The organism is Nostoc sp. CCY 9925, assembly GCF_963920935.1.
Classification (GTDB): Bacteria; Cyanobacteriota; Cyanobacteriia; order Cyanobacteriales; family Nostocaceae; genus Nostoc.
The window spans coordinates 68,110-81,301 of sequence record NZ_CAWUDO010000034.1 but is presented as its reverse complement, the minus strand read 5'-3'; the positions used below and the strand labels follow the sequence as shown (position 1 = coordinate 81,301).

9 protein-coding genes are annotated in these 13,192 nt (G+C 42.7%); 3 read left to right on the top strand and 6 right to left on the bottom strand.

Annotation, left to right across the window (positions count from 1 at the left end):
* Window positions 1–164: 164 nt before the first annotated feature.
* The gene (locus ACM0OY_RS18600) at window positions 165–3,668 is read right to left on the bottom strand and encodes a tetratricopeptide repeat protein (RefSeq protein WP_414570330.1); all 3,504 of its coding nucleotides are present in this window, start codon (window positions 3,666–3,668) and stop codon (window positions 165–167) included.
* A gap of 148 nt (window positions 3,669–3,816) precedes the next feature.
* Window positions 3,817–4,278, bottom strand: a complete 462-nt coding sequence (locus ACM0OY_RS18595; RefSeq protein WP_414570324.1) for a hypothetical protein — start codon at window positions 4,276–4,278, stop codon at window positions 3,817–3,819.
* Between the two features lie 526 nt (window positions 4,279–4,804).
* Between ACM0OY_RS18595 and ACM0OY_RS18590 the strand changes: the two genes are divergently transcribed.
* Window positions 4,805–5,500, top strand: a complete 696-nt coding sequence (locus tag ACM0OY_RS18590) for an exonuclease (RefSeq protein ID WP_414570323.1) — start codon at window positions 4,805–4,807, stop codon at window positions 5,498–5,500.
* Between the two features lie 25 nt (window positions 5,501–5,525).
* Here the strand turns inward: ACM0OY_RS18590 and ACM0OY_RS18585 are convergent, their stop codons facing one another.
* From ACM0OY_RS18585 to ACM0OY_RS18570, 4 genes are all read right to left on the bottom strand, one after another.
* The gene (locus tag ACM0OY_RS18585) at window positions 5,526–5,975 is read right to left on the bottom strand and encodes a type II toxin-antitoxin system VapC family toxin (RefSeq protein ID WP_414570322.1); all 450 of its coding nucleotides are present in this window, start codon (window positions 5,973–5,975) and stop codon (window positions 5,526–5,528) included.
* Window positions 5,962–6,198, bottom strand: coding sequence for a hypothetical protein (locus ACM0OY_RS18580; protein ID WP_414570321.1), 237 nt, complete (start codon window positions 6,196–6,198; stop codon window positions 5,962–5,964). Before ACM0OY_RS18580 ends, ACM0OY_RS18585 begins: the two co-directional genes overlap by 14 nt.
* Window positions 6,199–6,322: 124 nt before the next feature.
* Window positions 6,323–7,537, bottom strand: coding sequence for a DUF790 family protein (locus ACM0OY_RS18575; RefSeq protein ID WP_414570320.1), 1,215 nt, complete (start codon window positions 7,535–7,537; stop codon window positions 6,323–6,325).
* Complete coding sequence (locus ACM0OY_RS18570) at window positions 7,467–9,038, bottom strand: DEAD/DEAH box helicase (RefSeq protein ID WP_414570329.1); 1,572 nt, start codon at window positions 9,036–9,038, stop codon at window positions 7,467–7,469. The genes ACM0OY_RS18575 and ACM0OY_RS18570 overlap by 71 nt, the downstream gene beginning before the upstream one ends.
* Before the next feature lie 136 nt (window positions 9,039–9,174).
* Between ACM0OY_RS18570 and ACM0OY_RS18565 the strand changes: the two genes are divergently transcribed.
* Entirely contained in the window at window positions 9,175–10,467 is a 1,293-nt protein-coding gene (locus ACM0OY_RS18565) for an adenylate/guanylate cyclase domain-containing protein (RefSeq protein WP_414570319.1), read from the top strand.
* Window positions 10,468–10,577: 110 nt separating this feature from the next.
* Window positions 10,578–12,422, top strand: a complete 1,845-nt coding sequence (locus ACM0OY_RS18560) for a tetratricopeptide repeat protein (RefSeq protein ID WP_414570318.1) — start codon at window positions 10,578–10,580, stop codon at window positions 12,420–12,422.
* Window positions 12,423–13,192 lie beyond the last annotated feature (770 nt).

The following is a 13,192-nucleotide window of genomic DNA, read 5'->3' as shown; positions in this document are numbered from 1 at the left end:
CTCAGAAGGTCAAAGTTGAGCCTCAGAAGGTCAACGTCGAGCCTCAGAAGGTCAACGTCGAGCTTCAGAAGGTCAAAGTTGAGTTTGAGCGATCGCGCTTTTGAATTTTATAATTCTATGGGATGAGGCGAACTGCTGTGCTGGCTTGCTGGCTGTGTTTTTTGCTATTGTGAAGTGGGGCGATGCCTGCGGCGGGCTTCGCCTACGCGCAAATCTGCTAAATTTTTTTGAATAATTACAGTAGTTGAGTGATTTACTCCTAACTGTTGCTCACAAATATCTAAAGCTTTGATGTACAAAGATTCAGCTTCGCTATATCTGCCCTGGGAATAGTAGAGTAATCCTAAGTTGTTGAGGCTAGTGGCGACATCTGAGTGTTCTTCTGGCAGCAACTTGCGCCTGAGTGCTAAAGCTTGGATTAAAAGAGGTTCAGCTTCACTGTATCTGGCTTGGGAATAGTAGAGTAATCCTAAGTTGTTGAGGCTAGCGGCGACATCTAGGTGTTCCTCTGGCAGCAATTTGCGCCTGATTGCTAAAGCTTGGATTAAAAGAGGTTCAGCTTCGCTGTATCCGCCTTGGGAATAGTAGAGTAATCCTAAGTTGTTAAGGCTAATGGCGACATCTGAGTGTTCTTCTGGCAGCAACTTGCGTCTGATTGCTAAAGCTTGAATGTACAGAGGTTCAGCTTCGCTGTATCTGTTTTGGAAATAGTAGAGTAATCCTAAGCTGTTGAGGCTAGTGGCGACATCTGGGTGTTCCTCTCCTAGCAATTTGCGTGTGAGTGCCAAAGCTTGGATGTACAGAGGTTCAGCTTCGCTGTATCTGCCTTGGAAGTAGTAGAGTAATCCTAGGTTCTTGAGGCTAGTGGCGACATCTGGGTGTTCCTCTCCCAGCAACTTGCGTCTGATTGCTAAAGCTTGAATGTACAGAGGTTCAGCTTCGCTGTATCTGTCTTGGAATTCGTAGACGTACGCTAAGTTGTTGAGGCTAGTGGCGACATCTGGGTGTTCCTCTCCCAGCAACTTGCGCCTGAGTGCCAAAGCTTCGATTAAAAGGGGTTCAGCTTCGCTGTATCTGTCTTGGAAGTAGTAGAGTAATCCTAGGTTCTTGAAGCTAGTGGCGACATCTGGGTGTTCCTCTCCCAGCAGCTTGCGTGTGAGTGCTAAAGCTTGAATGTACAAGGGTTCAGCTTCACTGTATCTTTTTTGCGATTCGTAGAGTCCCGCTAGGTTGTTGAGGCTAGTGGCGACATTAGGGTGTTCCTCTCCCAGCAACTTGCGTGTGAGTGCCAAAGCTTGCAGATTCATGTGTTCAGCTTCGCTGTATCTTTTTTGAGATTCGTAAAGTCCCGCTAAGTTGTTGAGGCTTTGTGCAACATCAGGGTGTTCCTCACTCAGCAGGCGTCGTCTTAGTTCCAAAGCTTGCAGGTTCAGGCGTTCAGCTTCGCTGTATCTTTCTTGGGAGTAGTAGAGTAAAGCCAGGTTGCTAAGATTAAGTGCAACATTAGGGTGTTCCTCTCCCAGCAAGCGTCGCCATAGTTCTAAAGCTTGCAGATACAGAGGTTCGGCTTCGGTGTATCTTTCTTGGGAGTAATAGAGTAAAGCCAGGTTGTTAAGATTAAGTGCAACATTAGGATGTTCCTCTCCCAGCAGGCGTCGCCATATTTCCAAAGCTTGCAGGTACAGAGGTTCGGCTTCGCTGTATCTTCCTTGGGAGTAGTAGAGTAAAGCCAGGTTGTTGAGATTAAGTGCAACATTAGGATGTTCCTCACCTAGCAGGCGTCGCCATATTTTCAAAGCTTGCAGGTTTAGGGTTTCAGGTTCGCTGTATCTACCTTGGGAGTAGTAGAGTGCTGCTAGATTATTGAGGTTAAGTGCAACATTAGGATGTTCTTCTCCCAACAGGCGTCGCGTTAGTTCCAAAGCTTGCAAATACAGGGATTCGGCTTCGCTGTATCTTCCTTGGGAGTAGTAGAGTTGTCCCAAGTTGTTGAGGGTAGTGGCAACAAATGGATCTTCCTCTCCCAGCAGGCGTCGCCATAGTTCCAAAGCTTGTAAGTACAGGGTTTCAGCTTCGCTGTATTTTCCTTGGGAGTAGTAGAGTTGTCCCAAGTTGTTGAGGGTAGTGGCAACAAATGGATCTTCCTCTCCCAGCAGGCGTCGCCATAGTTCCAAAGCTTGTAAGTACAGGGTTTCAGCTTCGCTGTATTTTCCTTGGGAGTAGTAGAGTTGTCCCAAGTTGTTGAGGGTAGTGGCAACAGATGGATGTTCCTCTCCCAGCAAGCGTCGCCATAGTTCTAAAGCTTGCAGGTACAGGGGTTTAGCTTCGCTGTATTTTCCTTGGGAGTAGTAGAGTTGTGCCAGGTTGTTGAGGGTAGCGGCAACATCTGGATGTTCTTCTCCTAAGCGCTGTTTAGTGACTTCTAGACACTCCTCTAACCAAGGTGCTACTTTTTCATACAATGCCTGACCATTGTAAAACCAAGCGTTACCGATAAATGGCCAAATTAAATCATCATCGCTGATGTATTGAATGAGATGATTCGCTACTTCAGCTATATGAGGTATAGCTGGGGAAACAGCGTTGATTTGCTCAAGGGTGGGAGTATAAGGAATATTTTCGGCAATTCCTACCATTACCTTGCAAACGGAACGCTTTAATTCCTCTGCCTGTTCTAAATCTGTAAGCTTATATTGGAAAAACTCCCGCAGTAGGGGATGCAATTGGTAGGTTTCCTCACCTTGACGCTGGAGCAAATGCAGTTTCAGGAGTTTATTATTTCTGATTTCCTCTAAATCTTCCTCGTCTTCCTCTGGTAAACATTGTTCTACTAAATTCCAAGGTATAGGCGCGGCGGCAAATAAACTTAGCAAACAACCCATTTGCTTATCTGTGTCTTTTAATTCCTGCCAACTCAACTCAAAAGCTGCTTGCACGCCCAGATGTGCTGTCATATCGTCTTCTGGCTCAACAAGGGCGGTTTGTTCTAGTCGCTTTTTCTCCAAGCGTTGCAACATTTTTACTAAGGAGAGGTCTTGTTGCCCTTCTTGACATAGATACCGCCCTACTAATTCCAACCCTAAAGGCAAATATCCCAGCCATTTACACAGAGACTTAGCAACATCAAGCTCTTTTTGTAACCGTTCTGCGCCAATGAGTGACTGGAATAACTCTAGGGCTGCTTCTGGTTGCAATACATCCAGAGATAATTGCTTAATGGATGCTCCTAAACGTAATCGCGTAGTCATCAGCACTTTAAACCGTGGAGATGACGATGGTAAATAAGGCTTGACTTCCTTATATACCGCGACATCATCCAACACTAGCAGCACATCACCCTCACGCCAATGGCGAAAGCAATATTCTACTTGGGCGAGTAATTTATTTTGAGGATCTTCTGTTAAATCTTCTGGTGGGTTTAAGTCAAGTTGCGTTCTCGCAAACTGCACAACTTGAATGCCGACATCTCCAGTCTTTGCCAGCAACCAGCAAATTCCACCTTTGTAGTTTTCACGGTGAGCTATTGCATATTGTAAGGCCAGTTCTGTTTTACCAACACCACCCATGCCAGCGATCGCTGCAATCGCCACCTGATTATTTTCCTGTAACATCTGGTGGAGGTTTTGCAGCTCAGCTTCACGTCCAACAAACTTCACCACTCCACTCATGGGTAAATTTTGCGGAATACCTTTTGCTTTCGGAGTTTTACCCTGGTTTACAATTTGGGTAATGCTGCCAACTGTGATATCGTGGGCTTGAACATTGTTAAACGCACTCTGCTGTATTTTCTCAAAGTTAGGGCGATCGTTCATGATTTTAGGCTTTGATGTTCACATTACCAACGTCAAGATCGTCGCTAAATTGAGAATCAACTAGCGCTTCTTGATTCACAGAACCGTCTCTTGTAGCTACTAAATCTATATTGCCGACTTTAGCCTTACCCGTTACCCTAACTCCCTTGAGAACAATTTGATTAATCGTTTCATTCGATTTAAGCTGCGTCATTAATTCTTCCAAGCGGTTAGCAAAGACTTTATCTTCCTCCATTTGCGTTTCCAATTCATCTTGGAACTTTGAGGTATTCTTATCTGTTGGATTTTCTTGCGCTCGTGTCAGTAGCCCTTCAGTTTGCACAGTTTGAAACTTTTCACGAATAGCACTCAATAGTTGAGCAACTTTTTCTGAAACACTTTTTCCTAAAGCTTTCCCACCTTCTTTCAAAGCTTCTGAGAAAATTAAAGTTGTGATTGCAGCTGCCGTTAGTGTTACAGGTTCCATAATCATGAAATAGTTCATTGCACTTGAAGATACAAATGCAATTGTGTCTATTTCGGAAAGTACACACATTTAGTAATTAACCCCATATCCCACCTTGCAATCAATTGCAAGGCCGATAAGCTAATCGTCATTCATTTTTCCAGAGTGATTTGCTTGTAGGAAGCGGCTCCAGCCCTGGTTTTATGCAACTTAAATGCTCATTAGCTTAGCACAAATCCACTCTCAGTCTTCTTGAGAAGACTTTAGCTATTAGCCATAGGTTTCTAACCTATAGCGGGTGATGCAACAGACGGAATATCGCCGAGTTACAAACTTGAGTTTAATACATTTTAAGTGAGCGATGTATCCGATGTGCTACGCCTATGCAAAAATTGCTGGAATCAAAGGAGATAGACGCGGATGATTTGAAGTAAAAGTCACATTTTGCAATCTTACAAACGCTTATCTTCAAGCCTATTTCTTACAATGGAATGGGGTTTTATTCACTTGCCTACAAAAGAGAATCACAAAGCCAACACAAAAACTGATGCAATTTGATACCCAACTGCTACCTCAAATTAATAGTAAATCCCTGAGAGAAAATGGTAAACAATATTATGTAGACGCCAAAGGAAACCGCTTGCCTAGCGTCACCACAATACTTAATGTCACCAAACCCCAAGAAGATAGAGACAGATTATTAAATTGGAAAACGCGTGTTGGAACAGAAGAAGCCAACCGCATATCTACAAATGCCAGTCGTCGGGGAACCCAAACACACAAACAAATTGAGCGCTACCTCCTTGGACAAAATCCTGTTTGTCCCGAAGGTAGTCGCCCTTATTGGGAAAGTATTAAGCCAGTTTTAGAAGAAATCGACACAGTGAGACTCGTAGAAGGCTCCGTTTTTCATTACGATTTGAGCTATTCTGGCAAAGTGGATTGTATTGCCAGTTATCAAGGCATCCCCTGTATTTGCGAGTGGAAAACAGCAGACAAACCTAAAGGTTCAATTGAGCGTTTATACGAACATCCACTGCAACTTACAGCATACATTGGAGCAATTAACAACTATTATCGAGATTATGGCATTCAGCTAAATCATGCTTTGTTGGTAGTAGCAATTCCAGAGATGCCAGCCGAGGTATTTTGGTTTGAACCAGCAATGATTAAAGATTACTGGGAAGAGTGGGAAAAAAGAGTCGCCCAATATTGGCAACGCAGAAGTGTTTGGAGTTCGTGAGTGGGATTGCAAAATACCAAGCAGTCTAATTTTGTAATGGCAACACAGTAATTAATCTTGAAAATCCAGCAAAATCACCTGTGTTGTGAGTGGATAATTGAGGAATGCCATAAACTAGCATCGTCGCAACAATATTTGCATCATGAACTTGCCTACCACCGCTAGGAATTTCCTCCATAAGTGTTAGTAAACTTTCTGTCACGAGTAAATTATCTTCAACCAAGCGAAAATAACTAGCAAAATACTGTACATCTGCCACTAAAGATGCAATAGGAATGTTCCCAGTTAAGTCGCCTCGTCTTGTCATGGCTGCCAAATATTCTCTCAAAGTTTGGCGACTAATCCATAAATCAATACCTTGTTCTGTAAATGCTTGAAGTCGTTCTTTAGCTTGTACATGAAATGGTGACAAGGCTAAATTTGCATAAACTAAAATATTTGTATCGATGAAAACAGAGTTATTAGTCGTTTGCATAAAGGTCTTCTCTGCGGAAGGTTAAACTTTCCGAGACTAATCCTACAGGATAGGCGGAAAATTTGAGAGGCGCTTTCTTTTGTTTGTTCTGTTCTTGTTTAGCCAAAGGCTTTTCATCAATTACTATTACCACCTGATGCTCACCCTCTGGAATATCCAATGGTAACTGCGCTGTAATCTTACCATCTTTGGTAACTGTAGCAATTGTTTCTATAGCTTTCATCTCATTTCTCCTCGTTCAAAGTGATTAGTAGGGTGCGTTGTCGCAAAGCGCAACGCACCTCAATTGATATAATGTATGGCGGTGCGTTAGGCTAAAGCCGTAACGCACCCTACGATTTACTTGTTCAATCCATCACAGCTAAGACAGCTTTTGGCAATAATTTATCTTTAAACCAAACAATTCTGGCGGGGACATCATTTAATTTTACTCCCGCCTTTTCTAAATTAAGTCGTTCGGAAATAGCCAAAATCAAATCATCTCGTCCAGCACGCCGCACCTGAGAAAACTTCTTTTGTAAATATTCTGGACGCCAATAACCAACAATTTCTAATAAGAAAGTGCGTCCATCAGGATGCACTAAGCGAAAATCAGGAATCATCACACTACCAGGAATTGGTATCAAATCAACTTCTCTCTCTAAAGCCCAACCACTTTTCAAGGCATCCCATTTATCAGCGAAGGATGCTTCTAGCATACTATCGTAAGGCTTTCCTGGTGGATAATGAGATACTAAACCACATTCGGAATTCAGAGTAAAACGTCCAGTTTTCCAAGTATTTGTATAAACGTCACGGGTTTGGAGAATTGAAGAAAGACTCCATTTTGTAACGTGAAGTAAAGCGGGAATGAGTTTAGCGATCGCCAAGCCATATCGCGTACTAGGATTAAACAAACTCGTCGGACCATCTATTGTAATTGTAAATCCGTGGTCAGCATCACCTTCAATATAAGCCATCAATTGAAACAACTTTAAATAACGAAATAACAGCTTATATTCTCCCGGAACATTCCGATGAGCATTTAACACCAACTGACTTGCTTTATAAAACACACCCTGCACCTGAGATAAGTTATAGCGATTTAACAAATCTGGCGCTGTTGGTGCATCAAAAACCGTCAAAATTTTATTCTCAGATAAATCAGCATATAATCCATTGCGAACCTGTTCTGGTAACACTTCCCGTTCAAGTTCTTGAGTTAACTCATCAGCAACTTTCGTCAAAGTAACTTGTGTGGATTCCCGACTAGAAACAGACTTTGCAGCCAGAGAAAACACCCGTTCTCTTAACATTTGTGGTTCTAAAGGACTAACCACCTCAAAAGTACAAAAACTGCTTTTGAGAATATAAGCTAATCCCCGCTTCACTCGATAATCTGTCGAATCTCCTTCAAAATCAGTCAGTTGTCGCTCAAGCATACCCTGAGTTTTCCCCACTGCTGATTGAAAATAATTAATTAACTCAATCGCCAACTCCGAAGTTTGCCGATCAATCTTCAGTCTCTTCGGGATGATCTCTTCCCCGTTTTGGCGATGCATCAGTAAATCTGTCGGTAACATCTGAATTTTTGATTTTAGATTTTGAACTTCCAGTTGAATAATTAATTTCTAACTGTTCCGCCGCCTTCAAACTCCTTCCCTTCCCACTCCCATACACAACCTGCAAATTCCCCTTCTTCTCCCCTTGTCCCCCACTCTCCCCTCTCCGCCTCGCCGAAGTCCCCTCTTCACTCGTATCCTCCGCCACCACCTCATACAAAATCGCCTGTTTATTCTCAATATTTCCCTTCCGTAAAATCCTCCCCAAGCGCTGAGTATACTCTCTAGCCGAACCCGTTCCCGATAAAATAATTGCCACAGAAGCCGCCGGCACATCAACACCTTCATTCAACACATGAGAAGCAACCAAAGTGTTATACGTACCCTCACGAAACTTTGTTAATATTTCATGGCGTTCCTTCACAGGCGTTTGATGGGTAATTGCCGGAATTAGTAACTCTTGAGAAATGCGATAAACCGTAGAATTATCAGCAGTAAAAATTAAAATTCTTGCCGGATAATGTTCTGCCAATAAATTAGCTAAAATTCGCAACTTCCCATCAGTACCCAAAGCAATATCTTTGGCTTCGCGATGCGCTAACATAGCTCTACGTCCAGCTTGCGATCGCGCACTCATTTGCACGAACATTTGCCAACCTTGAAGACTGCCCAAAGAAATACGAGATTGCTTTAAAAAGTCGTTGCGAGTTTGAATTAATTGGTTGTATCTTTCTCGTTCATTTTGCGATAACTTGACCTTAATTTGGACAATTTCGTGTTCTGCTAACGCCTTCCCCGCTAAATCTTCAGCGCGTTTGCGATATACTTCTTGACCAATGAGAATATTTAAATCAGCATGTTTGCCATCGGTGCGTTCTGGTGTTGCAGAAAGTCCCAAGCGATAGGGTGCGATCGCATATTCCGCAATCACCCGATTAAAATCTGTTGGTAAGTGATGACATTCATCAAAAACAATCAAAGCATATTGATTTCCGATAGCTTCCGCGTGAATTGCGGCACTATCGTAAGTCGCCACGAGAATCGCTGTCTTATCCCGCGAACCACCCCCCAGCAATCCCACCTCAGCATCCGGGAAAGCCGCCACTAAATGTGCATACCACTGATGCATTAAATCCAAAGTTGGCACTACAATCAGCGTCGTGCGGGGGGTTGACTGCATCGCCATTTGTGCTAAATAAGTCTTTCCCGCCGCCGTGGGAAGCACAACCACCCCCTGCCTACCCGCTACTTTCCAAGCTGCTAGGGCTTCACTCTGATGAGGATAAGGTTCCATTTCCAAACTAGAAACCAAATCTAGAGGATAAAACTCCTTTGCTTCATCGATAAAGTTCACATCTTCCGCTTGTAGTGCTTCCACCAGCGATCGGTATCTAATCGCTGGAATGCGGAATTTTTCAACTCTATCATCCCATGTGGCGTAGTCCATCCAAGCTTTGCCACGTGGTGGTGGATGCAAAATGAGTGTGCCGCGATCGAAAGTTAATGTTGGGGTACGAGCCATAATTGTTGGGCATTGGGCATTGGGCATTGGACATTGAGCATTGAGCATTGAGCATCGGTAATTATTTCTATTCTCTATGCCCCATGCCCTATGCCCCATTCTCTAGTCCATTGATTACTAATAACGTAAAAAGTGCATGATTCATCCAAATAACTCTGACAAAACTCAACTAGATGCGCTCATGAGTCAAGGGATGCCCCATTGGCAATTAAGCAATAACTTTGACAAATCCTACAAAGAACAGCGACAGCGCTTCCTGCTCAAGCGACTACAATTGCAGGCTCAGATTATGCTGATTGCTGGTTTGACTTTAATCGCTTTTTTCCTTTGGATAAATTCACAGGTAGAAGGCAAAATATACGCTTTTAAGATTGGTTTTATAGTTGAATTATTCATTTTTATTTGTTGGGCTTTATGTAAAAATTCCATAGGCCGCCGTCATCCAGATTTAATTTTTTTAAGCTTATGCTGGTCTGTAACTTGTGTTGTTCAAATTGATATAGCGCTGCTATTTAATGATTTTGAACCGACAAACAATCTCTGGAATTTAATGTTTTTAACTCAAGCTACACTGATACCAGTAAAATGGTGGATGCATTTAGGATCGCAAATTGGGACACTTTTCTGCTATCTAGTTTTATATACATTATATAAACCGACACTAGAAAATCCCTTAGCTCATTATGTTGAAAGCGGCATATATTTTTTTTGGACTTGCATAATTTGTGTTTTTTCTGTTTATTTATATGAACGATTACAAAAAAATGAATTCGACGCCCGTAAAGCAATGGAGGTAGCCCAGCAAAAATCAGAAAGGCTGCTACTAAATATTTTGCCAGCGATGATTGCCGAACAATTAAAACAACAGCCTACAACTATTGCTGATAGTTTTCTGGAAGTTACTGTATTATTTGCTGATATTGTTGGTTTTACAGAACTTTCAGCTAGGACATCTCCTGCGGAATTAGTTGATTTATTAAATACAATATTCTGTTTATTTGACCAGTTAGCAGAACGTCATGGAGTGGAAAAAATCAAGACGATTGGCGATGCATATATGGCCGTTGCTGGGTTGCCAAATCAATCTAATAATCATGCGATCGCCATAGCTAACATGGCGTTGGATATGCAAAATGCTGTAGCTCAGTTTAATGAAGAAAATAACCAATCTTTTCGCATTCGCATCGGCATTAGCACAGGTCCAGTAGTAGCAGGAGTAATTGGTTTGAAAAAGTTCGCCTACGACCTTTGGGGAGATACAGTCAATACAGCTAGTCGCATGGAATCACACGGCATAGCTGGTAGTATCCAAGTTTGTGAAGCAAGTTATCAGCTTCTAAAACATAAATATCTATTGGAAGAACGAGGTTTAATTAAAGTTAAAGGTAAAGGAGAAATGATGACTTATCTATTAAAAGGAATTAATTAGTCATTAGCTTTTTCTCCGTGTCCCCGCGTCTCCCTCATCTCCCCATCTCCCCACACTCTCCACTCCGAAGACTAGAATTAGAATTGACGTGACGTTTCCTAGTAGCCAAAGTGTCAGACTCTCTGCCATTGCGCGATCGCTATCTTGCCTTAATCGATGAAATTGTCGAAACTACCCTCAAGGGCAAAATTAGCTCTGTGGAACAGGTGTATCAAATGCTGGTTAAAAACATCACTTCTGGTACAGGGGAAGTGTTTGAGCTAGCTTTGAGCGATCGCCTAAATGTTCTCCAAAGCCAAGTAGATAGCGAAAAAGACGAACTTAAAAAAGCTAAAGCTACTCGCAGTTTGAGAGCCATTAAAACCATTCAAACTCAATGGCAACGCTGGCAAGAGCAAAACAAAGCCACAGAAGCGATCGCTTTTGCAGTTACAGAAATTACTACAGCTTCTGCTAATGAGCGTCTGGCAGCATTTGTCCGTGTCACTGACCCCAATCAGAAGTATCCGCTAAATTTGCCACAGTTACAGCAGCTATCAAAATCATTACAGCAATTTGCCCAGCTAGATGCCGATTTACAACAATTTTCTGAAGGTATTACCCGTGGTTTAGCTTCTTGGCAACACCTACAAGAGAATTTGCTCAGTTGGATGTATGAGCAAAGAGAATCTTTAGGATTTGGCGGTGTACCAGGTGAACGCGGCCCTTGGGCGAGTTGGGCGAAGCAAGTTAATAGTGAGTTACCCCAAGCGCTGTTTCGCACCTTAGCGATGGAGGAATCTGCAATTCAATTTGCCGAACAGCAGCGGGGTATCACCCTCAGAGATTGGGTAGAAATGGCGTTGATTTTACAATATTTGCAACGGGGCTTAATAAACTGGTTTGACCAACAAGCTTACGATGTGAAAGCCGGGCCAAGGTTGTCCATTTCCACTTTTTTGACCTTCGCAGTGATTTGGAGTCAGTTAGCAAGCGGTTTTCAGAGCATTGGTGCAGGATATAGCGATGCTTGTTCTCAAATTATGCTCCAGATTTTGCGAACCTTTGCCCAACGCTCATATTTTCCCCTTTACGGCGGCATTTTTGCCTCCTTTTCTGGCAGTTATCTCCGCAACACTCTAGATTATTTGGATGAACCACTGCGAACTGTGGATGGAACCCAGGAGAAAGCCCGGATTTTGACACTTTTAGGTTATTCTCAGCGTGCTTTGGGACAATATCAGCGCTCTGTAGACTTTCACCAGCAGGCCTTGGAGATAGCTAGGAGTGCAGGCGATCGCCCCTGTGAAATTGCCAATCTCAACCACCTCAGCCGTACCTACGTACAACAGCAAAATTATGCCGAGGCAATTAACTATAGTCAACGAGGATTAATACTGAGTCGGCAAGCAGGCGATAAAACAGGAGAAGCAAACGCGCTGGTAAATTTAGGCTACAGCGAAGTCATGCAGGCTCAGCAACTGGAAAACATAGAACCAGAAACCTATGAATCAGCGATTAACTATTTGGAACAAGGTTTAAAGTTATCAGAAAAATTAGGCGATATTCCAAGTAAAGCCTTATGTGTCAGCAGCTTAGGAATTGCTTATTTAGTAATTGGACAACACGAAACAGCAATTAAATACCTGGAAGAAGGTTTTAAAATAGCGCAATTTTCCGGTGATTTGTATCTCCAAGGACGGAATTTAGCTTATTTAGGAGAAGCTTATTATCATTTACAAAATGCCGAGAAAACTATTTACACAGGTAGTTTAGGAATGTATCTTTTGAACCAAATTGCTTCTCGTGAATGGCGTCAACCAGCAGGGTTACTGACAATTTTACAGGGACAAATAGGAGCAGAAGTTTTCCAAAAATTCTTACAGCAACATCGCTCTAAAATCATTGCCCTTATTGGTGTAGATGGCTATGATTACATCCCGCAATTATTAGAAGAATATCAGCAAGATATCTAATGAAAGTGGGGTATACAGTAGACTTCTTGCAGAAGTGGGGAAAAGGGTAAGGGGTAAAGGGGAAAGCGGCTCATAAAAACCCTTTTCCCTTTAACCTTTTCCCTTTCCCCCCTCTTGCAAAAGTTACTTTTGCAAGAGGTCTAGTATACATCTTGCATAAATCAAAAATAAAGAACCCCACTCCGCATTTGAAGGCAGCAAACGCTCCCCTCCCCGCAAGCCTACGGTGTACACACAAGTCTTCTAGAGTTGCCCCGCAGACTTTTGATCCCCCCAACCCCCCTTTTCCAAGCAGGGCTGTTTCATTCCCTAAATAGCCTGAAAAATCAAGGGTTATAGCAATTAAAGATTGATTATTTTGTTACCAACGTGCCGATAAAATGAACAATTTTACTGTTGTTTAAGTGCTTAAAAGTTCATCTGGTCGTCACTCTCACTTACAATTTTTCTCGCTGACCATCTTGACAAATTGTGTTTGAAATAAAATGAAACAGCCCTGCCTTGGAAAGGCGGGCAAAAACCTCTCAAAGTCCTCCTTTTTAAGGAGGATAATGACGGATCTACAAGGATTTTGGTTTCCTACACAGATGTGTGTACACCGTAGCCCTGCAAGCAAAGAGGGGTTGTGGGTGGGGTTTAGGGACTTTTGCAAGAGACTCCATGAACACGGTGAGCGCAAAGCGCACGCTACGCGAGCACAACGAAGGAATGAAAATATTTCTTCCCCAGTCCCCAATCCCCAGTTCCTATTTTCAAAGCAGGTCTAGTAT

What these genes read in the sequence shown, in the direction of transcription:
- ACM0OY_RS18595 (WP_414570324.1), bottom strand. Translation starts at nt 4,278, where the DNA reads ATGGAACCTGTAACACTAACGGCAGCTGCAATCACAACTTTAATTTTC.
- ACM0OY_RS18570 (WP_414570329.1), bottom strand. Translation starts at nt 9,038, where the DNA reads ATGGCTCGTACCCCAACATTAACTTTCGATCGCGGCACACTCATTTTG.
- ACM0OY_RS18600 (WP_414570330.1), bottom strand. Translation starts at nt 3,668, where the DNA reads ATGAGTGGAGTGGTGAAGTTTGTTGGACGTGAAGCTGAGCTGCAAAAC.
- ACM0OY_RS18580 (WP_414570321.1), bottom strand. Translation starts at nt 6,198, where the DNA reads ATGAAAGCTATAGAAACAATTGCTACAGTTACCAAAGATGGTAAGATT.
- ACM0OY_RS18565 (WP_414570319.1), top strand. Translation starts at nt 9,175, where the DNA reads ATGATTCATCCAAATAACTCTGACAAAACTCAACTAGATGCGCTCATG.
- ACM0OY_RS18590 (WP_414570323.1), top strand. Translation starts at nt 4,805, where the DNA reads ATGCAATTTGATACCCAACTGCTACCTCAAATTAATAGTAAATCCCTG.
- ACM0OY_RS18585 (WP_414570322.1), bottom strand. Translation starts at nt 5,975, where the DNA reads ATGCAAACGACTAATAACTCTGTTTTCATCGATACAAATATTTTAGTT.
- ACM0OY_RS18575 (WP_414570320.1), bottom strand. Translation starts at nt 7,537, where the DNA reads ATGTTACCGACAGATTTACTGATGCATCGCCAAAACGGGGAAGAGATC.